The organism is Bacillus cereus group sp. MS39 (assembly GCF_040448665.1).
GTDB classification, from domain to species: Bacteria; Bacillota; Bacilli; order Bacillales; family Bacillaceae_G; genus Bacillus_A; species Bacillus_A wiedmannii.
In genome coordinates this window covers 3203754-3226815 of sequence record NZ_CP123058.1, presented here as the reverse complement: position 1 = coordinate 3226815, position 23062 = coordinate 3203754, and the positions used below count along the sequence as shown (strand labels likewise).

Below are 23062 nucleotides of genomic sequence, written 5' to 3'. Positions count from 1 at the left end.
CTTCGATATTAGGTTTGTAATCAAACGATTACTACTAAGGTGGATTCATAATGGAATCAATAAGGGTGGTACCGCGTTAAGTAAATGGCTTAGCGTCTCTTTATATAGAGACGTTGAGCCATTTTTTTATTTTATGGAAATAGAAATGGAGGGTTTATTCGGATTGGTTTATAAAATTTAATTATCTATATAGAGTAATTTAATTAGGAGGAAATAAGATGAAACAGACGGAGCAATGGACTTCGAAATTAGGTTTTATAATGGCTGCAGCAGGATCAGCAATTGGACTTGGCGCAATATGGAAGTTTCCTTATATCGCTGGGAAGAGTGGGGGAGGAGCATTCTTTTTAATCTTTATATTATTTACTATATTAATTGGACTACCATTACTTATAGCTGAATTTATGATTGGACGCAGTACGCAGAAACAAGCAGTTGGAGCATTTAAAAGTATCGCACCTAATACAGGATGGCACTGGATTGGACGCCTTGGCGTTGGAACATGTTTTATACTACTTTCGTTTTATAGTGTTGTAGGTGGATGGGTGTTAATTTATTTATTCAGAGGAGTAACAGGACAACTTATTACTCCGGGACAAAATTATGGAGCATTATTTACTGAAACAATTGGAAATCCCGCTTGGGCGATTATGGGACATTTCGCTTTTATGTTCATTACGATTTGGGTTGTATCAAAGGGTGTACAAAATGGAATTGAAAAAGCAAGTAAATATATGTTGCCAGCATTGTTCGTTTTATTTGTTGCTCTTATTATTCGTTCATTAACACTTGATAATGCAATACAAGGTGTGAAGTTTTTCTTACAACCAGACTTCTCAAAGATTACTTCAGAAAGTATTTTATTCGCGATGGGACAATCATTTTTTGCGATTAGTATCGGGATTTCGATTATGGTTACCTATAGCTCGTATTTAAATAAAAAAGAAAGTTTACCAAAATCAGCAGTTACAATTGTTGGATTGAATTTATTTGTTTCATTATTTGCAGGTCTTGCTATCTTTCCGGCCGTATTTTCATTAGGAATGGAGCCGACAGAAGGGCCTGGATTACTATTTATCGTATTACCATCTGTGTTTAGTCAAATTCCATTCGGTGGGTTGTTCTTAACAGTATTTCTTGCACTATTTACATTTGCAACATTAACATCGGCATTTTCTCTACTAGAGACAGTTGTTTCAGCATTAGCAAATGGTGAACAAGAAAAGAGAACGAAATTATCATGGATAATCGGTTTCGGCATTTTCTTAGTAGGTATACCATCCGCGTTATCATTTGGAATATGGAGTGATATTACGATTTTCGGAAAGAATATTTTTGATGCAGTAGACTTCTTATCTAGTAATATATTAATGCCACTTGGAGCACTATTTATTAGTATTTTCGTTTCATTCAAAATGGAAAAGAAGGTGCTAGAAGCAGAGTTTTTTGTAGGTGGAAATTATGGAAAGAAAGTATTTACTTGTTGGGCGTTTTTACTTCGATTTGTAGCGCCACTTGCAATAATCATCGTCTTTTTAAATGTAATAGGGATTATTTAATCTAGGATGTTATAATATTCAGTAAAAAAGAAGGTGATGATTATAAAGGCGAATTTGATGGGAACAGGGAAATACATGAACATTAGAGGGAAAAAGCTATACGTTGAAACGTATGGAAATCTTAAAAATAAACCAGTCCTATACTTGCATGGTGGACCAGGAGAAAGTTGCTATAATTTTTCATTTCATCAAGCGGAACGTTTAAAAGATTCTTTATATGTAATAATGATAGATCAAAGAGGTGTTTGTCGCTCAGAAGAAATTACTGAGGACGAAGCTTTTGGATTAAATGATTTGATTGAAGACTGTGAGGAACTAAAAAAAGTATTACAAATTGAGAAATGGTCTGTCATTGGACATTCTTTCGGTGGATATGTAGCATTGTTATATGCTTCGATATATCCAAGTTCAATAGAGAAAATCATATTTGAAGCGCCAACTTTCGATTTTGCATTAACAAGTAGAGCTTTGTTACAAAAGACAGGGCATTTATTAAAAAAGTATGGAAAAGAAAAAGTAGCAGAAGAGTCCATCGCTTATTCATCTAGCAATGCTACTTCAGAAGAGTTGCTAGATGCTTATATAAGACTAAGCAATGAATTAGAAGAAAATAGAATGGGGATTTACAATTATAAGGAAGATGTGACAGACGAGAGTTTGTATAGTGATGAAGAGTGGGAAGTATTTTCAAATCGCTCCAAAATTCATTTTGATAGATTAAAAGTAGAAGGAGCAGTTCATACTTCATTATTACAAAAAATAAAAGATATACAAAATCCAATGTTATTAATTGTAGGAAAACACGATGCAGTAACGTGTGAAAAACAAATTGAAATATTTAATAAAGATGCTCAAAATGGGGATTGTATTGTATTCGAAGAGAGTGGTCATACACCGCATTATGAGGAAGCAGATAGATTTGCAGAAACAGTCATGCATTTTTTGAAATGAAGAAAAGGGTGCTTCTATAAATGAGAAGCACCCTTTCTAAATTTCTGGATATGTGATTGTTATGTTTGGCCATTTACTTTGCCAATTCTTTTTAATAACTCTGTTTTTGTACATATGTATACGTTCTTTTGTTTCAAGAAAATGAGTTGTTGGCCTCACTTGTAAGGAAAGAACATCTTCAATACCACATGGGGCTGTTAATATGACGTTGTTTAGTTCGTCAAGCGTAACTCCTAAAGCGGTCGCTGTTTCAGGAAACCTAGAAATAGCATCAACGGAAGAAGAGTACGGTGGCATATTATTCACTACATGCATACGAGCTTGATTTTTTACCGACCAAGGTATAGAAGCATCCATATTTACCAGTGCTTTCTCTAGTGATTGCTCATATACCTCATCTGTATGTAATTGATCAAAATAAATGACATCAATATCTGGTGTAGCCGTTCGTATTTCGTAGTCATGTAAAGTATCCCAAACTTTAGAGCGAACAAATCCGGCGCAAATCCACCAATCTGGTAGCTCTAGTGATTTTGCCATTTGTAATATATCCATCATCCATTCGTCGTTTTCGATTAAGCGAATTATATCTTGCTCTGTTTGTATAGTCATTTGTTATCCCACCTACTATTTTTATAGAGGACTAATTCATCAGTTTAATAATCCATGTGATCCAGTAAGCACCTGGTATGAATAACAGTTGTGCTAATAACGTACCAAAAAGTCTAGAAATCATTAGCCAACCATACATTTTACTCATTGCTTCTGCACCTTCTTCTGATTGAAGAGCTCGCTCTGTTAAAAGAGCGATACGTGGATCGAGCAGCACTGTTAATAAAATAGTAGCAAAGCCATTAATAAGGCCAGAAGCTGTAGTAGCTTTTGTTGCGTAAGCTGGAAGTAAAAAAGAAGCGTATAGGGCTGAAAGAACACCAGCTGTATAAATTGCAGTAGCAAACATGTTAATAAGCATAATACGTTTTGGAATACCACCGATACGCAGTCTATGAATCATTTCTAATTTTGGAAAGCGTACGTATTTTCTTGTGTACTTTAATTTTTGAATGTTATTTGTTTTCATCATTCGAATGAAAGAACCATCTGTTTCAAAGTTTTGAATGACGTATCCAAATAATTTGGTCAAAGTTGGATACAGTATAATTGCAAGTAAAGTACCGACAGAAGCGGATAATAGAACGAGCCGTATAGTATGTTCTAAATTAATGGAAGCGTCTCGTTTTGCCTCATCGACAATCCCGCCGATTAAAAAGGCTTGTAGCATGTTAGATGTTCTTGATATAAGTAACACCATGCCTACGACAGACAAAGCAACAGCAATTCTCTTTAAACGCACTCCAGCTAATCGAATACTATAAGAGCTTGTTTCAACCGCGTGAATAACAATTGTGAAAACCATTATAACAATTAAGGTTATTGACATTAGATTCACCAGTTTCTATTAAAATAATTATAACCTTTTTACTTTATCATATGTATTCCATTTTGTAACTGAACGTATGTGACATAGAATAAGAAATTTCCGAAAAGATAAATAATGATAGTAAAAAGGTAGGCATGAAAAAGCCTTCTATATAATATGCAAAGTAAATAGGAGCGGGGGATTAAATTTGTACACAACATTTCTATTTGACTTAGATGGAACCTTGACGGATCCGAAAGAAGGAATTATAAATTCAGTATTATATGCATTAAAAAAGGTTGGAATTGAAGAATTACATGTAAGCGAGTTAGATTCATTTATTGGTCCACCCATCCAGCAATCATTCGTAGAGAGATACAATATGAACGAAGGAGAAGTTGAACGAGCTGTTTTTTATTTCAGAGAGTATGTAAAGCAGCGTGGATTGTTAGAAAATAATGTTTACGAGGGTATTCCAAATCTCTTAAAACAATTAAAAGATACCGGAAATCATTTATTTATAGCAACTTCAAAACCTACTGTATTTGCAAAACAAGTACTAGATCATTTTCAACTAACGAATTATTTCGAAAGTATCATTGGAAGTAATTTAGATGGTACAAGAATAACGAAAGAAGAAATCATTGCTCATATTTTACAAACAAATGAAGAATTTAATAAAGAAGACATTGTTATGATTGGAGATAGAAAGCACGATATAATCGGTGCGAATCATAATAAGATTGCTTCAATTGGTGTTTTATACGGTTATGGTAGTAAAACAGAATTGACTGAAGTTGGTGCAACTCATATAGTAAATGATGTAAAAGAACTACATCATTTTTGTGTAGACAATAGTTTGATAAAGCAGTAAATATAGAGACTAGCAATCCCTTTATAACGTATGACGATGAATTCGTTTATCCCGCGTTAACGGACAGTAAAACTCCCACCTCAAAATTCAGTTGGAGCAAAGAAGTTAGGTGGGAGATCAACTGTCCGTTAACGTCCGATTGGTTCAACTAATAATCAGTGGGGGATGAACAAAACCCCCACTGATTAAAGTTTCACTTTATGTTTAAAGGGATTTTTCATATGTAATCGAATACTTATAATTAGACATTTTTAGCATGAAAAATTTGTATGAATAAGAGGAGGGATGTCAGAAATAAAAGATTAGTAGAAGTTTATCAATAAAAGTTTGAATTTTCAGTTTAAAGGAGGGGTATGATTGGAGCTAGTTATTATATTATTAGCACTTAGTTTACTTATGTTTGTAGCATATAGAGGGTTTTCTGTTATTTTATTTGCACCGATATTTGCATTATTTGCGGTATTTTTAACAGAGCCTAGTTTTGTATTACCTTTCTTTTCGAATATCTTTATGGAGAAAATGGTAGGTTTTATTAAACTATATTTCCCTGTATTTTTACTTGGGGCAATATTTGGAAAAGTAGTAGAAATGTCAGGAATTGCAGACTCGATTGCAAAGACAATTATAGAGTTAGTTGGTGAAAAACGTACGATTTTAGCGATTGTATTAATGGGTGCTATTTTAACGTATAGTGGCGTTAGTGTGTACGTAGTAGTGTTTGCTGTATATCCGTTCGCAGCTAAGCTGTTTCGACAAGCGAATATTCCGAAGCGTTTAATCCCTGGAACGATTGTACTTGGAGCGGTCACATTTACAATGGATGCGCTACCTGGATCACCACAAATTCAAAACGTAATACCTACAACATTTTTTAAAACGGACATTTATGCTGCGCCGATACTGGGTATTGTAGGGGCAATTTTTGTACTGACGTTAGGATTACTATATTTAGAGAGTAGACGTAAGAAGGCGAAGGCAGCAGGAGAAGGGTATTTTGGTTTTAACGATGGGGATACTGAAATGGCAGCTTCTTTGCAAGTGCAAGTAGAACAAAAAGATATGCCATTACTGAAAAGCATTGAAATTACAAGAGTTCAGCAAGTGATTGCTTTTATACCACTTATTTTAGTAGGTGTAATGAATAAAGCTTTTACTATTATGATACCGAAGTGGTATCCGAATGGTTTTGATTTTTCTGCAATTGGCATGAAAGCATTTGGAAAAGTAGAATTAAGTGCAGTAGTTGGAATTTGGTCAGTAGAATTAGCACTTATTATAGGTATTGTAACAACGTTATTATTATATTGGAAACGAGTAGTAACAGGATTTCAAGCTGGATTGAATACAAGTATTGGTGGAGCGTTACTTGCAACGATGAATACAGGAGCTGAGTTTGGATTCGGTGGTGTCATTGCAGCACTTCCAGGATTCGCGATTATGAGAGATGGTATTTCTGCCACATTCACAAATCCTCTAGTGAATGGAGCAGTAACGACAAATATTTTAGCCGGTATTACAGGCTCTGCATCAGGAGGAATGGGAATTGTTTTAAGTGCGATGGGAGATAAGTTTATTGCAGCGGCTAATCAATTTGATATTCCATTAGAAGTAATGCACCGTATCGTGTCAATGGCATCGGGAGGAATGGATACATTACCACATAACGGAGCTATTATTACTATTCTTACAGTAACAGGTTTAACACATAAACAGTCATATAAAGATATATTTGCTATTACAATTTTGAAAACGGTTGCTGTATTTTTAGTAATTGCATTCTATACTGCAACAGGAATTTATTAAGTCGATATTTTATAAACTAAAACATTAATTAGGGTAAGAAGGGGTGGGGTACTTGCAAGAAGTTGCTGAGTTTCGTATGCCGAAGTCCGTATTATATGGAAGAAATTCGCTAGAAAAGCTGGGGGAACAATCTAAGAAGTTGGGGAAAAGAGCGTTTATAGTTACGGATACAATTATGGAGAATTTAGGATATGTTGAGAGGTGTATGCAACAATTAAATACGAAAGGTATTACTGTTATTACATATAATAAAGTAAATGCTGAGCCTACCAATATACACGTGTTAGAAGCGTTAACTATTTGTAAAGAAGGAAAGTGTGATTTTATTATTGGTATTGGTGGTGGAAGTTGTATTGATGCGGCGAAAGCAGTTGCGGTGTTATATACAAATGGTGGAGAAGTGGAAGATTATGTCCAAAAAGATATGGAAATAGACAAAGATCCGCTACCACTAATTGCAATCCCAACAACTTCTGGTACTGGATCGGAAGTAACAAGTGTAGCAGTAATTACGAATAAACGAACAGATGTAAAAATGATGATGAAGCATCCAAATTTCACACCGCAAGTAGCGATTATTGACCCAATTTTAACGCGTTCGGTACCACCTCATATTACAGCAGCAACAGGGATAGATGCATTATGTCATGCAGTCGAAGCATATATTTCTAAAGTTTCACAATCGCTTACCGATGTACTTGCACTTTCCGCTATTGAAAGTATTATGAAATATTTACGTAGTGCATATGAAGATAGAGAGAATATGGAGGCAAGAGAAGCGATGATGATTGCTTCTTTACAAGCTGGAATCGCATTTTCAAATGCATCTGTTACGTTAGTTCATGGAATGTCAAGGCCGGTAGGAGCGTTATTTCATGTACCACATGGTATATCGAATGCAATACTATTACCTACAGTTTTAGAATATACAAAAGTTAGTGCAGTAAAAAGACTAGCGGATATTGGTCGTTGTTTAAATAAAGATTTGTATTCCTATTGTGATGAAGAAGTAGCCGACTACACGCTGGGAGAAATAAAAAAACTTTGTTTTGATCTTCGTATTCCAAATTTAAAAGAATACGGAATTGGTGAGGTTGAATTTGAAAAAGCTATTTCTAAAATGGCATCAGATGCAATTGAAAGTGGAAGTCCAGCAAATAATCCACGTGTGCCATCATATGATGAAATTAAACAGTTGTATCGAGAATGTTTTCATTATCAATATGAAGATTCTATAAAAACATCCGGTAATTAATTTCAGAATATTCTTATAAAATTTCCTTGGAAATAGTTAAAACAAGACTTTATATTATAAACGTAAAGTCTTGTTTTATTATGTATAATATACATAATAAAATGTTGTGATTATTTTTGAAAAACAGTATAAGGTGGGTGTTTGTGTAATGAAAACAATAGGTTTAATTGGTGGTATGAGTTGGGAATCAACTTCTGAATATTATCGAATCATAAATGAAGAAATAAAAGAGAGATTAGGAGGGTTACATTCAGCAAAATGTATGATTAATAGTGTGGACTTTGAAGAGATTGAGCGATTCCAGTCTAACGGAAATTGGAATGGAGCGGGAGAAGTATTAGGGAATGCAGCATATTCGTTACAGAGGGGAGGAGCAGATTTTATAATTATTTGCACAAATACAATGCATAAAGTAGTTGAGAAAATAAAGGAGAATATTCATATTCCAGTCTTACATATCGCTGATGCAACTGCGAAAGAAATTAAAAGGAAAGATATTCAAAGGGTTGGTTTGCTTGGAACTAAATATACAATGGAGCAAGATTTTTATAAGTTACGCATAGAAGAGAATCATATAAAAGTAATGGTTCCATCAGAAAAGGATAGAGATAAAATAAATGAAGTAATATATAAAGAATTGTGTTTAGGAAAGATAACATCCAAATCTAGAGAGTATTATAAAAGAGTTATAGAAGAGTTAGTAAAAGAAGGGGCACAAGGAATCATATTAGGTTGTACAGAAATAGGGTTATTAATAAAACAGGAAGACATATCCATTCCGGTATTTGACACAACTTATATACATGCAGTTGAAGCAGTTAATTTCGCTTTACAAAATAGATTATAATTATATTATGTAACCTAGTTCAAGTTTGTGGAAAACATTCAGAAAATATTTTATAATGTAAGTGGTTACAATTGAGGGGGAATGCGTATGTTTTCAGTTCAACCAATCGCATTTGTACATAATGAAAGAAAGGAAATAAAAGATGATGAGTGGGGAGAAGTAAGATCCTGTATTACTGTAACTGAAATGTATACAGAGGAAAGTATACAAGGGATTGAAGATTTTTCTCATATTGAAGTTGTTTTTTATTTTCATAAAGTAACTGATGAACAAATTCAATATTTTGCTAGACATCCTAGAAATAATAATGATTATCCTAAAGTAGGCATTTTTGCACAGCGCGGGAAAAATCGTCCGAATCGCATAGGAGCAACAATTGTAAAGGTGATCAAAAGAGAAGGTAAATCAATTATTGTTGAGGGGTTAGATGCTATTGATGGCACACCTATATTGGATATAAAGCCGATAATGAAAGAGTTTATGCCGAAAGAAGAAATTGTACAGCCTAAATGGGCAACGGATATAATGAGACAGTATTGGAAGGGGAATGGAGTAAAATGAGAATATATGAGGCAACAATTGCAGATTTAGATGGACTAGCATCAGTTTTTAATAACTATCGTATGTTTTATAGACAAGATTCCGATTTAGAAGGAGCAAAAGTATTTTTGCGAAGTCGAATCGAGAGAAAAGAATCCGTTATTTTTGTTGCAGTTGAAGACGGCAAATATATTGGCTTCACACAATTATATCCATCATTTTCTTCCATTTCGATGAAAGAATTATGGATTTTAAATGATTTATTTGTACAAGCAACTAAGCGCGGGGCAGGAACAGGTAAAAAATTATTAGAAGCTGCTAAAGAATTTGCATTAGAAAATGGTGCAAAAGGTGTAAAATTACAAACGGAGATTGATAATTTATCAGCACAGCGATTATATGCTGAAAATGGTTATTTGAGAGATAATCGTTATTTTCATTATGAATTAACGTTTTAAAAAAATATAAGATTAAAAGAGACGTTTTCATTGTGAAAACGTCTCTTTTAATTTGTATTATAGTTGATTTAAAATCCAATTTGTAGCATCTTCAAAGTTTTCTGCAATGTAGTTTGGTTCAATATGTGCCCATTTGTCTCGGTACGTATGTAAAGCATCATATCCAGCGCCTGTTCGAACTAATATCGTTGTCGCATGTACTGTTGCGCCTGCAACGATATCAGTCCAGCGATCACCAATTACAGCGCATTTTTTTAAATCAAGCCCATGTTTTTCAGCTGCTTGCAGCAGCATACCTGTACTTGGTTTACGGCATTCACAACCATCACCGTGTTTGTGAGGACATACGTAAATATCATCAAAGCCGAAACCTATTAATTCTTGTGCAAAATCAGCTACAGTTGCTATCCCATCCGCGATACCTGGCTGATTTGTGAAAGAGAAAATTTTTATATTTTGAGATTTTAGTTTTTGCAGAGCTGCTTTTGTAAAAGGAAATAATGTAAAAGATCCGGGGTAATGTATTGTAGTGTCACCACCAATTGTACCGTCACGATCAATAAAAATTGCTTCGATGTTTGTCATAGTTATAGTCCTTTCAATTAAAAAGTAGTTTAAAAATGTTTTACAAATCGATATCCATTTACTTCATATCCTAATTTTTTGTAAAAAGGATGTGCCTCTACTCTTTTTGTTCCACTGACTAGCCATGTGCCGATACAATTATGTGTCTTTGCTAATTGCTCCGCATAATCCATTAATATTTGTCCAATGCCTTTCCGTCGTATTGTAGAATCAACACTAATAATTGAAATCTCTCCATAACGAGTTACATCTTCTAGATTTTCACGTATACGAAACCCAAGTAATCCACATATGGTTTCTTCTTCCTCATAAACATATAAAAAATCAAACGGACTCATTTGTACGAATTGCAATCGGTTGTTCATATCTTCATAGGAAATAGAGGAACCCTTTAATTCTGTTGTTAAAGAACAAAGTGCATCTATATCGCCTATCGTAGCTTCACGAATTTGAAAAGACATATAATCCACTCCAATAAAATGTAATCAAACATTAAATATTCTGTTAAAAAGTATGTATTCCTGCAACGAAAATAAATATTTTATAATGATATATAGATAGTTATATGTTATTCTTTTCCTTGATTGTATTGGAAATGGAAAGAAGGGGAATGTATGTTAGAAGTGAATATCCGCTCTGCCGGATATGATATAGGAGAAAAGACAATTCATGATATTGCCTTTTCAATTGAAAAAGGTGAATTAGTTGCACTTATTGGTGCGAATGGTGCTGGGAAGAGTACGACGATTAAAACGATGCTCGGTTTACTTGTAAATATGAATGGTGAAATATCATTTGGTGAAAAGAAAAATCCTTATGCATACGTGCCGGAACACCCGACATATTATGATTATTTGACGCTTTGGGAACATATCGAACTATTAATGGCTGCTCGCGAGAATGAGGTAGGAAGCTGGGAAAGAAAAGCAGAAGAGTTATTACATATGTTTCGAATGGATAAACATAAACATGAGTATTTATCAAAGTTTTCAAAAGGTATGAAACAAAAATCGATGCTCATTTTGGCATTTTTAACTGAACCAGATTTTTATATCATTGATGAACCTTTTATCGGTTTAGATCCAGTAGCTACGAAAGAGTTTTTAAGTTATTTATATAAAGAAAAAGAACGTGGCGCAGGAATTTTACTTTGTACGCACGTATTAGATACAGCTGAAAGAATTTGTGAGAGATTTTTACTCATTTCACAAGGTACATTAGTCGCAGATGGACATTTAGAATCTATCCAAACGTTAGCGGAAATGCCAGGGAGTTCATTATTAGACTGTTTTGATGTAATCGTAAGGCGTGAACAGCATGATTAAACAACAATTTTATAAAAGATTGCGCCATGAACTGGGGCGTAAATGGAAGTCCATACGTTCTATAACTGATTGGACGGTTGCACTATATATTATTATTCCTGCACTTATATTTATAGGGATTTATTATCGTTCACTATGGATGGAAGAATTATCGATGGGAGAGACAGTTTATTTCGGATTAGGTCTACTCGCATTTTATGTGATTACATATTCTAGAGGAGTTCGCTCATTTTTTGAACAAGCGGATAGTTTATTTTTAATTTCTTATCCCACTCACATGCAAAAGTTAATCCAGTATGGCATGACATATACGTTCATTCGAATAGCGATAACGAATGTAGTGGTAGTAGTTGCTATGTTACCCGTGTTGATGAAAAGTATTGGAGTGGCGCAGGTACAAATCATATTATTTTGGCTATTCTTTACTGCATTTCGATTTATGTTATCGTTGTTAACGAGATTTATTCATATACGTGTGGGGAAACGATGGCTAATATGGATTGTAAAAAATGTGATATTTTCTATAAGTCTATCCTTTTTTGGATTGAGTCTGTTTCTTATTTATAAAAATTCCTTTTATTCTATACTATGTATCGGTCTAGCAGTTTTATTAATCATCGTATTAATAAAAGAAAAACTAAATTATAAAAATTGCTTTTTTAAAGAAGTTGAGAAAGAGAAAGAAGAAAGTATGCGCTGGACGAGTGGGATTATGCAAGTTGGTGGTCATGCGGCTAAACCGAGTAGTTCGAATAAAAAGCCGTGGATGTTTCCACGTTCTAAAAAGTTTTTAGGGAAGAAAAAAGATTCTCGTATTGTTGAATCCTTTTTAAAAGAATTTTTCCGTACAAGTAGTGCACGAATATTTTATATTCAAATTGTATGTATAAGTACTGTAAGTATTATCATGAGTCCGAGGTGGATTGTAGCTATTATTCTTGTATTTTCTTTAGTTGCAATTTCTCGTTATGCGCGCGATTATTGGAATGAATTTACGAAAAAAATGTTTCTTCATTTATATTGTGATGAAGGAAAATTACTACTGTTAAGATGGAAGGCAGATCGCTATTTATTACTTCCAGTACTGCTTTTGTATGGAATAGTTATACTTTCTCATTTTTATTTATTACCAGCTGTAATTGCCGGGATTATTTTTATAGTATGGATTGGTTGGATTGTATTTTTACCATAGAAAAAGAGCCGGAAAATGGCTCTTTTTTTAATCTGTTACACATTGATAAAGGAAATATACTAAAACGAGTATGCTTGCGGCGGAATACATGACATCTAAAGTCATCTGATTGCCTCCTCATTGTTGTTGTATTTATATTGTATGAAATCTTACAATTTCATATTCAAGTGAAAAATATGTGAACGTTAACAAAATTGTAAAGTGCAAAAATTACAATCATTTTGTATAATAGAAGGTACAACCGTTATATAAAACATAATGAGTGAAAGGGGAGGGAACATACATGCCAAATTGGTTTAGAAAAACCTTAGTCGCATTAATTACCGTATTTACATTTGGTTTAGTGACGCCTCCTTCCATATTGCTTGATAATGCCAAAGCTGCGGACAAGCCTACGAGCACAGCTGGGCAACAAAATTTGGAGAGTACGTCCTATACATATGAAGAAACGAATGACAGGTTAACCACTGATACTTTTATTACGTACGCAATGCAAGAAGCAGAGAAGCAGTCGATGCAAAAGTTTGGCACTAAAATTGGTCCAGTAATTGAAGATGAGTTTAAAGATGTAATATTACCGAAAATTGAAGAGGCAATTGCCGAGCTTGCAAGTGATGTGCCAGAGGAGTCATTGCAATCATTAGCAATTTCTCAAAGACCAGCTGGCGGAAATAATGAAAAGATTTTTCATGTGTATGACACGAAATCAGGAAATGACTTATTGCGATTTCATGTAAGAAGAGATCATCCACCGCAAGATGGTTATTATTTTAATTTCCACTATCACCGTTTTGATGATGGGTACTCAGGACACCATGAATTAGGGAATATTTATTGGAATACGAATGTACCGCCAAAGTGGCTTTCTTAAAAAGAACAAGAGAAAATCTTGTTCTTTTTTATGCTTATAGAAGGGTAAGGCAACTATATTGTTGAATAAAATAGGTTTAGGAAAAAAGAAGTAAGGGAGTATGGGAATGCAAAAATATATTGTTTTTGACTTTGATGGCACATTAGTAGATTCACAAAATATATTTGTACCAATTTATAATCAAATTGCTGAAAAGCACGGATATAAAACGGTAAGGGAAGAAGAAATTGAGTATTTGCGTAAATTAACGATGCCAGAGAGATGTAAACAACTTGATGTACCATTGTATAAACTACCGATATTAGCGCTGGAGTTTTATAAATTGTATCAACCCGCTATAAAAGATCTTATTTTGTTTCATGGGATGAAGGATGTATTAGATGAACTGCATAAAAAAGGATACGGAATTGCCGTTATATCTTCTAACTCAGAAGAGCATATTCGGGCATTTTTACACAATAATGATATAGAAAATATACAAGAGGTATATTGTTCTAAAAATTTGTTCGGTAAAGATAAAATGATAAAAAGATTTTTAAAATCGAAAAAAATAACAGAGAAAGATATGTTATACGTCGGTGACGAACAGCGAGACGTAGCAGCGTGTAAAAAGGCTGGGGTGAATGTAATATGGGTATCTTGGGGGTATGATGTTATTGAAACAGTGAAAAAAGATGCACCAGATTATATGGTCAATACACCAATGGAAATTGTACAAGTAGTACAAGGGGCGTATTCTTAATATGAATACACTTTGAGCAGGTATTCATCATATTGAATTTTGGGTAGCAAATTTGGAGGAATCCATTTCTTTTTACGATCCGAATGGGTTTATTGTAGAAGTAGCGTATACATCAAATGTAGAAATGCAAGGGGAATAAAAATGAAAACAATTACAGCGTGGCAAAACAATATACAAATAGTAAAAGATGCAGTTAATATTGAAGAAATCTCCAAAGGTTTCTCACCGGATAAGAAATATATAATTACGAGTGCGAATAACGAAAAATATTTATTACGGACAGGCGATATAAAAGAGTATGAAAGAAAGAAAATAGAGTTTCAAATTTTAAATGAAATGCAAAACCGTAGTGTGCAAGCACAAAAACCAATTGAAATGGGTTTGTTGGCAGAAGAAGGTGTATGCTATGGCATTTTTTCATATTTAGAAGGGGAAGATGCGAAGAAGCTATTGCCTACATATAAACAAAAAGAACAATATGATATTGGTATAGAAGCAGGAAAAGATTTAGCAAAAATGCATACATATGAAGCTCCTAAGGATATCCTTCCATGGTATGAAAGAGCAATGGAAAAACATCGAAAATATGTAGAGGCATATAAAACATGTGGAATAAAAATAAAAAATGATGATAAAATCATAAAGTTTATAGATGAAAATGAAATATATTTAAAGAACCGCCCAAATCGATTTCAACACGATGATTTTCATTTAGAAAATATAATTGTACGTGATGCGAAATATGTAGGTGTTGTTGATTTTAATGGCTATGATTGGGGTGACCCACTTCATGATTTCGTAAAAATTGCACTATTTGCAAGAGACATTAGTATTCCGTATTCAATCGGACAAATAGAAGGCTACTTTAATGGGGGAATACCAGAGGAGTTCTGGAACTTATATGCGGTGTACGTTGGCATGACAGTTTTCTCATCAGTTGTGTGGTCCTTACGAGCAGCACCGCATATGTTAGAGGATACGTTAGAACGCCTTACTATCGTTTTAGAGGATCATAAAAACTTTGAGTTATTAAAGCCAATCTGGTTTCAGCCAGAAAAGATTGCTATGAAATAGGAAAGGTAGGTGTGATTCACATCTACCTTTATTTTTTTACCATTCTTCATTTTGAAGCAGTTGTAATGCTAACTTTAAATCTACATCTTCCTGTATATGTTCCGGAGTCCAGGGGATATGTATATGCGGTTGTATACCAATTCCGGACATTCCTTCGCCTTTATCTATAATAGAGAGCCGTGAAGTAGGGTAGTAAAGTGCGAATGTATCAGCCCATTCCATTACCGCTAAATTAGAATAATCATTTAAACCAGCAGTAGGACGACCTATTACTTTTACTTTCAATGATTTTTTTGCAACTTTTACAAAAGAATCACCAGAACTTCCACATGTAACATCTGTTAATATAACTACTCTACAAGGTGATTTTCGTCCGTGTATTTTTAATGATTGAAGTTCTTTTGGTAACTCAGAAGTATCAAATGTAACGAATCCTTTTTTATAATTCCTTTTTAAATCTTGAATAAATATATCTGTGAATAATTTGGAAAGTTCGTCTAAAGAATCATAATCTTCCATTTCGATGTCTTTCATACGTAATTGATAGTTTCGTTCTGTATGATTTAATTGCATTGTATCTGAAGAATCTAAAAGGGAGATCTCTTTGTCTTCGAATAAGTAAGGAAGTAATTTAAAAAATGCATCATCACTTCCACCACGATTCAAACGCACATCAATAATTAAGTTCGGAAAAGAATTAAGCTCATTTTTGTGTGAGTCTAATAATTTATTAATCGCTTCAGTATTTGCGAAATCAGTCAAAGTAATTAAGAGTGTGTCTTTATTATGCTGTTTAAATGAATAAATAGGCGTGTATTCATTTTGTTTATACTTTTGTAAAGTAATGGTTTCGATTACGCCATCTTCATTTATAAGTGTACAAGTTGATGATTGTAATAAAACATAATCCCATTTTTCGCGTTCATATGTATTCTCATTTAAATATTTCTTATATTTTATTAATAGCTCAGGAATTTTCATATTATCTAATGCTAAAATTGACTGTCCTTTTTTCACTCTTACTTCATGTGAAGTGGATGTAATATATAGGCGGTCTTCGTATCTTTTCACCTGGAAGCCAATACTGTTAAGAGGTTGATTGTTAGAGTGCACTTTAAAAAACATATGATTATCTTTAAAATCTAGTAAGTAATCACGTACAATTTCAGTAAATTGTACTGGTGTTAGTTCTCCTTGTTTCTCTAGTTTCTCGACTGTCTGTAAATATGTAGTAGGATCGTCCCATCCTTTCTTATCTATACAACCTGAATAATCGTGATGAGTAATCGAAACAATTTCTTTGAAAATTTCTGTGTACACAGCTTTTCCTCCTAATAATTTAATTAGTTGAATAATAGAATTCTGTATCCTTTACGTATTATCCTTTTTTTTGCATAGAGAAAAGGGGAATAGAGGGAAGTGTTATCTTCCCTCTATTAAAATATTTATTTGATTTTCTTAAATACAAGCGGCTGCGTACTTAACATAGCTGGTACATGTAACTGAAGGGATGGGAATTCACCACTTACATTCATTTCATAAGCGAATAATAAACTCATTTTCATTTGGAATAAATCAACTTTTGCAGAGAAGATGTCGTAATGATGATGAGCTAATTGAATATCCATCCCCATAAATTGTACAAATAACGAATCATCTCGTTTGTATACTCGTAATGTTCCGTATGCAGGATGATCGAAAATACCGGTATAATCTTCTAACTTGTGAGAAGGTGTAGTCCCTTTAATTTGTTCAGGAATGGATTCAGTTGCTTCTTTCATCATTTCCTTCATTTTTTCAGTATCTTCTACAGCACGTTTATGCCAATCAATGAATTCTAATTCAAGTAGTTCGTCATAAATTTGATTAGCGAGATAAGTAGGTAGTAATGTGTCTCCAGCATTCGTTAAAATAACAAGGCCTATGTTTTCTGTTGGTATGAATGAAACAAGTGCTGAAAACCCATCAATATTACCGCCATGATGAATTACCTTATTACCACGGTAAGCGCTAATAAACCAACCAAGACCATAACTATTTAATGGAGATTCCGGAAGTGATAAAACTGGTTGATCTGGAATGGAATTATGTGGTGTATACATTTGTTGTAATAATTCAGAGGAGATTAATTCATGATCTCCAAATTTCCCTTCGTTTAAGTGAAGAAGGACCCAATTTGCCATATCTTCAATTGTAGAATTAATACACCCGGCAGCGCCGACCGTATCGATGTTATGGAATGGAACTTCTTTTATTTTACCGTCATTTTCAACGTAAGGTAATGCATAATCATCTGTATTTTGTGAGTCTGTAACAGAGAAGTTTGTTTGATCCATATTTAAAGGCTCTAAAATATGTTCTGCAACATATTGTTCCCATGTTTGATTCGTAATGTTTTCTACAATATAACTAATTGTCGCATACATTAAGTTGTTATAAAGAAATGCTGTACGAAACGGAGCATCAAGTGGTAAATGTTTTATTTTTTCAACGAGATCTTTTCGAGATAAGGAAGAGCTATACCAAAGAGCCTCATGACGGCTTACACCAGTTCGATGAGAAGCTAAATCTCGTCCGGTAACTTGTGAGCTAGCAAGTAGTTCAGATAAAGAGAAGTTAGGTATATAAGACTGGATAGGAGTATCCCAATTAAACTTTTTTTGTTGTGCTAATAAGCTTAATGAAAGTGTGCCAAAAGCTTTCGTTGAGGAACCGATTGCGAACCGAGTACTCGGTGTAACAGTGTCTTTTGTCTCTAGATTTCGATAGCCAAATCCTTCTGAAATAATAACTTCACCGTCTTTTATAACAGCCACAGCAGCTCCAGGAACGTTTAAATCCTTCATCATTTTTTCAACCGTTGTTTGTAAAGAAGTCATAACAGGAGTTTCAATTTTAGACATACTTCTAACCTCCAAATATAAATTTTATCCTACCGCACTATACTTTCGGTAATAGAAAATGAAAACCTTTTTAATTATGGAAAGTTAATAATTTTGTAAGAATTATTGAAATGAAATTTTATTAATCAAGATTATTAAATTCACTGTTTTTCATGTTATGATAAATTTCATATAAGATTGAAAGAAGGTTTTACTACATATGAAACATGCTGAATATGAATACTTAAATTTATGCCGCCATGTAATGGAGCATGGTACGAAGAAAGAAGATCGTACAGGGACAGGCACTGTATCTGTATTTGGATATCAAATGCGTTTTGATCTAAGTAAAGGTTTTCCTTTATTAACGACAAAGAGAGTGCCATTTCGCCTTGTAGCAAGTGAACTGCTTTGGTTTATGAAAGGTGATACAAATATTCGTTATTTATTGCAGCATAATAATAATATTTGGAATGAATGGGCATTTAAGAGCTGGGTAGAAAGCGATGAGTATACTGGTCCTGATATGACTGATTTCGGTCTTCGCTCACAACAAGATGAAGAATTTAAAGTGCAATACGATGAGCAAATGGAATTGTTTAAAAAGAACGTTTTAGAAGATGATGATTTCTCAAATAAATTTGGTTATTTAGGAGACGTATACGGTAAGCAGTGGCGTGCTTGGAAAACGACAGCTGGTGAGACACTTGATCAATTAAAAGATGTAATTGAAATGATCAAAAAAACGCCGGACTCACGTCGTTTAATTGTTTCTGCTTGGAATCCTGAAGATGTACCAAGTATGGCATTACCACCTTGTCATACGTTATTCCAATTTTATGTAGCAGATGGCAAACTTTCTTGTCAGCTATATCAAAGAAGTGGTGACATATTCCTTGGAATTCCATTTAACATTGCAAGTTATTCACTGCTAACACATTTAATTGCACATGAATGTGATCTTGAAGTGGGAGAATTTGTTCATACAATTGGAGATGCACACATTTATACGAATCATTTTGAACAAGTAGAAAAGCAATTGGCACGTGAACCACGTCCATTCCCGAAACTTACATTAAATCCAGATGTGAAATCTGTATTCGATTTTGAAATGGAAGATTTAACAATTGAAGGATATGATCCACACCCAGCAATTAAAGCACCGGTTGCAGTATAATTGTAGAGGAGATGAAAAAATGATTGTTTCATTTATGGTCGCAATGGACGAGAATAGAGTAATTGGCAAAGATAATAATTTACCTTGGCGTTTACCAAGTGAATTGCAGTATGTAAAGAAAACAACGATGGGCCATTCACTTATTATGGGCAGAAAGAACTACGAAGCGATTGGTAGACCACTGCCTGGAAGACGTAATATTATTGTAACTCGTAATGAAGGGTATCATGTTGAAGGTTGTGAAGTAGCACATTCTGTAGAAGAAGTGTTTGAACTATGCAAAAATGAAGAGGAGATTTTTATTTTTGGTGGAGCGCAAATTTATGATCTCTTTTTACCTTACGTAGACAAGTTATATATAACAAAAATCCACTACGCATTTGAAGGTGATACATTCTTTCCAGAAATGGATATGACAAATTGGAAAGAAGTTTTTGTTGAAAAAGGTTTAACGGATGAAAAGAATCCGTATACGTACTATTATCATGTATATGAGAAACAACAATAATAATAAGGATTGATGTGAAATTCACATCAATCTTTTTATTTGTATTCGTTAATATAAGTTTATAGATGATATTCAATAGTGCTATAATGAAATCTAGCATGTAAAAATGCTAAAATTTTCAAAAGTATTCATATAGAAAGAGGAGGAGAATTGATTGAGAAAGATATGGGGGATTCTTTTTCTTTGCTTAACGTTCATGTTAGTTGGATGCGGTAAAGAAGAAAAACCACAAGAAGCGTTTGATACATATACAAAAGCATGGAATAAACAAAAATTTGCAGAAATGTATGATCAATTATCAGAAAAGGCAAAAAAAGATATTTCGAAGAAAGAGTTCACTGAGAAATATGAAAAAATTTATTCTGGCATTGAAGTGAAAAACTTAAAAGTAGAAGCAGGAGAAGTAAAAGAAGATAAAAAAGATGAAGGTCCTGTTCCTTTTAAAGTAAGTATGGATACAGTCGGTGGTAAAATCAATTTTGCCCATGAAGCAAAAATGGTGAAAGAAAAAGATGGAGATAAAGAATCTTGGAAAATAGATTGGACTCCTGATTTTATATTCCCAGGTATGACAAAAGATAGTAAAGTGCGTATGCAAACGACAGAGCCAAAACGTGGTGAAATATACGATCGTAATGGAAAAGGTCTTGCAACGAATGGGAAAGCTTCTGAAATTGGAATAGTTCCAGAAAAATTAGACGATACTGCTCCGCAAACGAAAGAGACAGTAGCGAAGTTATTAAATATGTCTGTAGAAGAAATTGATCAAAAACTAGCTGCTAAATGGGTAAAACCAGGGTATCTCGTACCAATTGGAATTTTGCCTGAGGGGGCAACGCAAAATACGTACATTGATTTACCAGGTGTTTCAACAAAACCTGTAAATGTTCGTACATATCCGTTAGGGGAAGCGGCAGCTCATCTGACTGGTTATATTGGAAAGGTAAATGCTGAAGATTTAAAAACGCTACAAAAGAAAGGCTATCAAGCTGATGATCCAGTTGGTAAAGCCGGTTTAGAGCAAGTATTAGAGGAAAAGCTACGCGGTAAAAAAGGTGGCCGTGTCTTTGTAGAAGATGCGCAAGGAAAAGAAATTAAAAATTTAGCAAAAACAGATGCCGTTGATGGAGAAAATGTAACTTTAACTATTGATAGTGCTGTTCAAGAAAAAACGTATAATGAAATGAAGGGCGAAGCTGGTTCAAGTGCAGCAATTAATCCGAAAAGTGGAGAAACAATTGCACTAGTAAGTAGTCCAGCATATGATCCTAATATAATTGCACGAGGGACATCGAAGGCACAACGCGAAGCATGGAATAATGATCCGAAAAAACCGATGACGAATCGATTTACACAATTATCAGTTCCAGGATCTGTATTTAAGCCTATTACAGCTGCAATTGGTCTTGAAACGAAAACGATTGATCCAAAAGAAGAGTTGAAAATTGAAGGATTAAAATGGACAAAAGATTCTTCTTGGGGTAATTATTATGTAACACGTGTGAAAGATGCAAATCCGATTGATTTGGATAAGGCGATGAAATACTCGGATAATATTTATTTCGCACAAGAAGCTTTGAAAATCGGAAAAGACAAGTTTATGAGTGAAGCGAAAAAATTCGGATTCGATGAGAAATTACCAATTGAATATGGATTCCCAGCTTCTAAAATCGCAAATGATGGTATTAAAAATGATATTCAAATGGCAGATACAGGATATGGACAAGGACAAGTATTAATGACTCCTCTTCATTTAGCTTTAACGTATGCGCCAATTGTAAATGATGGAACGATTCCATCACCGTATATTATTAAAACAGATAAACAACCAAAAGCTTGGAAAGAAAATGTAATTTCTAAAGGAAATCAGGATATATTAAAAACTGCTATGACGAAAGTAATTAATGATCCAGACGGTACAGGGAAAATTGCTAAAATTGATGGAATGACTCTTGCTGGAAAAACAGGGACAGCGGAATTAAAAGTATCGAAAGAGGCCGAAGGAAAAGAACTAGGCTGGTTCGCTGCATTTGATTTGAATTCACCAGATATGGTCATTACAATGATGATTGAAGATGTAAAAGGTAGAGGCGGAAGTAATATTCCAGCTGAAAAAGTGAAACATGTGTTTCAAAAATAGAAAATGATGAAGACTACCTCCATGGAATGTGGAGGTAGTTTTTTGTTTCACCAAAACGTATTGAAAAGATAGTGTTTATTAACTTACGAAAAAAAAGTAGCTATTTTTTATTGACATTGAACATGACTTTTTGTATTATACTTACATAAGGTAAGTTATTTACTTTCGAAATATAAATCTCAAATTAAAGATAAAATGTGTAAAAGGGAGAGAATACAATGACAAAAGTACTATTTATTACAGCAAATCCAAATTCAGCAGAAGGTTCTTTCGGAGTGGCAGTAGGGGAAGCTTTCATCGAGGCTTATAAAAACGAACATCCACAAGACGAAGTTGTAACAATTGATTTATTCAACACTACAGTCCCAGTAATCGATGCAGATGTATTCGCTGCTTGGGGTAAATTTGCAGCAGGTGAAGGTTTTGAAACTTTAACTGAAGTTCAACAACAAAAAGTTGCAGCAATGAACACAAACTTAGAAACATTTATGCATGCAGATCGTTATGTATTCGTAACTCCAATGTGGAACTTTAGCTATCCACCAGTAGTAAAAGCATACTTAGATAACTTAGCAATCGCAGGTAAAACATTCAAGTATACTGAAAATGGTCCAGTTGGCTTATTAGAAGGCAAAAAAGCACTTCATATTCAAGCAACAGGTGGCGTTTATTCTGAAGGAGCATACGCAGCTGTAGACTTCGGCCGCAATCACTTAAAAACAGTATTAGGATTCATCGGTGTAAATGAAACTGAATACATTGCAGTTGAAGGTATGAATGCAAACCCTGAAAAAGCACCAGAAATTAAAGAAGCAGCAATTGCTAATGCTCGTGAATTAGCAAAACGTTTCTAATATAG

Annotated in this window: 23 protein-coding genes, 1 pseudogene and 1 other annotated feature (1 of these 25 running past the window's edge); of the genes and pseudogenes, 18 read left to right on the top strand and 6 right to left on the bottom strand. The window is 34.0% G+C overall.

What is annotated here, in order from left to right:
- Window positions 1–103: a binding site (T-box leader), on the top strand; it begins 146 nt to the left of the window's first position.
- A gap of 115 nt (window positions 104–218) precedes the next feature.
- On the top strand, window positions 219–1559 hold the full coding sequence (locus QEP67_RS16895) for a sodium-dependent transporter (protein WP_000814514.1): 1341 nt from the start codon (window positions 219–221) through the stop codon (window positions 1557–1559).
- 36 nt (window positions 1560–1595) lie between these two features.
- Window positions 1596–2510: an alpha/beta hydrolase gene (locus QEP67_RS16890; protein ID WP_082179937.1), complete on the top strand. Its 915-nt coding sequence runs from the start codon at window positions 1596–1598 to the stop codon at window positions 2508–2510.
- Between the two features lie 36 nt (window positions 2511–2546).
- On the opposite strand, the gene QEP67_RS16885 is transcribed toward QEP67_RS16890, so the two are convergent.
- Both QEP67_RS16885 and QEP67_RS16880 read right to left on the bottom strand, forming a co-directional pair.
- Complete coding sequence (locus QEP67_RS16885) at window positions 2547–3122, bottom strand: nucleotidyltransferase family protein (protein ID WP_000155283.1); 576 nt, start codon at window positions 3120–3122, stop codon at window positions 2547–2549.
- 31 nt (window positions 3123–3153) lie between these two features.
- Window positions 3154–3951 carry a lipid II flippase Amj family protein gene (locus QEP67_RS16880; RefSeq protein WP_000028923.1) on the bottom strand — a complete coding sequence of 266 codons (798 nt, stop codon included), beginning with the start codon at window positions 3949–3951 and terminating at the stop codon, window positions 3154–3156.
- Between the two features lie 187 nt (window positions 3952–4138).
- On the opposite strand from QEP67_RS16880, the gene QEP67_RS16875 reads away from it, so the two are divergent.
- The 6 genes from QEP67_RS16875 (at window position 4139) to QEP67_RS16850 (ending at window position 9707) form a co-directional block, all read left to right on the top strand.
- Window positions 4139–4804, top strand: coding sequence for an HAD family hydrolase (locus QEP67_RS16875; protein ID WP_000288762.1), 666 nt, complete (start codon window positions 4139–4141; stop codon window positions 4802–4804).
- 357 nt (window positions 4805–5161) lie between these two features.
- Window positions 5162–6607, top strand: coding sequence for a GntP family permease (locus QEP67_RS16870; RefSeq protein WP_064460254.1), 1446 nt, complete (start codon window positions 5162–5164; stop codon window positions 6605–6607).
- A gap of 52 nt (window positions 6608–6659) precedes the next feature.
- Window positions 6660–7862 carry an alcohol dehydrogenase EutG gene (gene eutG / locus QEP67_RS16865; protein ID WP_353706327.1) on the top strand — a complete coding sequence of 401 codons (1203 nt, stop codon included), beginning with the start codon at window positions 6660–6662 and terminating at the stop codon, window positions 7860–7862.
- Between the two features lie 148 nt (window positions 7863–8010).
- Entirely contained in the window at window positions 8011–8709 is a 699-nt protein-coding gene (locus QEP67_RS16860; RefSeq protein WP_000848582.1) for an aspartate/glutamate racemase family protein, read from the top strand.
- Between the two features lie 87 nt (window positions 8710–8796).
- On the top strand, window positions 8797–9270 hold the full coding sequence (locus QEP67_RS16855; RefSeq protein WP_000493248.1) for an SAM-dependent methyltransferase: 474 nt from the start codon (window positions 8797–8799) through the stop codon (window positions 9268–9270).
- Window positions 9267–9707 carry a GNAT family N-acetyltransferase gene (locus QEP67_RS16850; RefSeq protein ID WP_001223876.1) on the top strand — a complete coding sequence of 147 codons (441 nt, stop codon included), beginning with the start codon at window positions 9267–9269 and terminating at the stop codon, window positions 9705–9707. Before QEP67_RS16855 ends, QEP67_RS16850 begins: the two co-directional genes overlap by 4 nt.
- Before the next feature lie 57 nt (window positions 9708–9764).
- Here the strand turns inward: QEP67_RS16850 and QEP67_RS16845 are convergent, their stop codons facing one another.
- Both QEP67_RS16845 and QEP67_RS16840 read right to left on the bottom strand, forming a co-directional pair.
- Entirely contained in the window at window positions 9765–10292 is a 528-nt protein-coding gene (locus QEP67_RS16845; RefSeq protein WP_000181713.1) for an HAD-IIIA family hydrolase, read from the bottom strand.
- Between the two features lie 29 nt (window positions 10293–10321).
- Entirely contained in the window at window positions 10322–10753 is a 432-nt protein-coding gene (locus QEP67_RS16840) for a GNAT family N-acetyltransferase (protein ID WP_000009790.1), read from the bottom strand.
- 153 nt (window positions 10754–10906) lie between these two features.
- Between QEP67_RS16840 and QEP67_RS16835 the strand changes: the two genes are divergently transcribed.
- The 6 genes and pseudogenes from QEP67_RS16835 to QEP67_RS16810 all read left to right on the top strand — a co-directional run bounded on the left by QEP67_RS16835 (window position 10907) and on the right by QEP67_RS16810 (window position 15496).
- Complete coding sequence (locus tag QEP67_RS16835) at window positions 10907–11617, top strand: ABC transporter ATP-binding protein (protein ID WP_000895230.1); 711 nt, start codon at window positions 10907–10909, stop codon at window positions 11615–11617.
- Entirely contained in the window at window positions 11610–12809 is a 1200-nt protein-coding gene (locus QEP67_RS16830) for an ABC transporter permease (protein ID WP_000595453.1), read from the top strand. The genes QEP67_RS16835 and QEP67_RS16830 overlap by 8 nt, the downstream gene beginning before the upstream one ends.
- 283 nt (window positions 12810–13092) lie before the next feature.
- Window positions 13093–13680, top strand: coding sequence for a YpjP family protein (locus QEP67_RS16825; protein ID WP_001134419.1), 588 nt, complete (start codon window positions 13093–13095; stop codon window positions 13678–13680).
- 106 nt (window positions 13681–13786) lie between these two features.
- A complete protein-coding gene (locus tag QEP67_RS16820; RefSeq protein ID WP_046955676.1) occupies window positions 13787–14422 on the top strand; it encodes an HAD family hydrolase in 636 nt (211 codons plus the stop codon).
- Window position 14423: 1 nt separating this feature from the next.
- A pseudogene (locus QEP67_RS16815) lies at window positions 14424–14501 on the top strand (aminoglycoside phosphotransferase); the annotation flags it as partial.
- Between the two features lie 62 nt (window positions 14502–14563).
- Window positions 14564–15496: a phosphotransferase gene (locus QEP67_RS16810; protein WP_000849650.1), complete on the top strand. Its 933-nt coding sequence runs from the start codon at window positions 14564–14566 to the stop codon at window positions 15494–15496.
- A 36-nt stretch (window positions 15497–15532) separates the two neighbouring features.
- Here the strand turns inward: QEP67_RS16810 and QEP67_RS16805 are convergent, their stop codons facing one another.
- Complete coding sequence (locus QEP67_RS16805; protein WP_000287825.1) at window positions 15533–16816, bottom strand: S41 family peptidase; 1284 nt, start codon at window positions 16814–16816, stop codon at window positions 15533–15535.
- Between the two features lie 125 nt (window positions 16817–16941).
- The gene (locus QEP67_RS16800) at window positions 16942–18399 is read right to left on the bottom strand and encodes a serine hydrolase (RefSeq protein WP_000034346.1); all 1458 of its coding nucleotides are present in this window, start codon (window positions 18397–18399) and stop codon (window positions 16942–16944) included.
- A 199-nt stretch (window positions 18400–18598) separates the two neighbouring features.
- On the opposite strand from QEP67_RS16800, the gene QEP67_RS16795 reads away from it, so the two are divergent.
- The 4 genes from QEP67_RS16795 (at window position 18599) to QEP67_RS16780 (ending at window position 23057) form a co-directional block, all read left to right on the top strand.
- Window positions 18599–19555, top strand: a complete 957-nt coding sequence (locus QEP67_RS16795; RefSeq protein WP_000679623.1) for a thymidylate synthase — start codon at window positions 18599–18601, stop codon at window positions 19553–19555.
- A gap of 19 nt (window positions 19556–19574) precedes the next feature.
- Window positions 19575–20063 (top strand): dihydrofolate reductase, encoded by a 489-nt coding sequence (locus QEP67_RS16790; protein ID WP_000637215.1) that lies wholly within the window; start codon window positions 19575–19577, stop codon window positions 20061–20063.
- Window positions 20064–20217: 154 nt separating this feature from the next.
- Window positions 20218–22203 carry a penicillin-binding protein 3 gene (pbpC, locus tag QEP67_RS16785; RefSeq protein ID WP_001227226.1) on the top strand — a complete coding sequence of 662 codons (1986 nt, stop codon included), beginning with the start codon at window positions 20218–20220 and terminating at the stop codon, window positions 22201–22203.
- A gap of 218 nt (window positions 22204–22421) precedes the next feature.
- Window positions 22422–23057: an FMN-dependent NADH-azoreductase gene (locus tag QEP67_RS16780; protein WP_000170044.1), complete on the top strand. Its 636-nt coding sequence runs from the start codon at window positions 22422–22424 to the stop codon at window positions 23055–23057.
- Window positions 23058–23062: the final 5 nt, after the last annotated feature.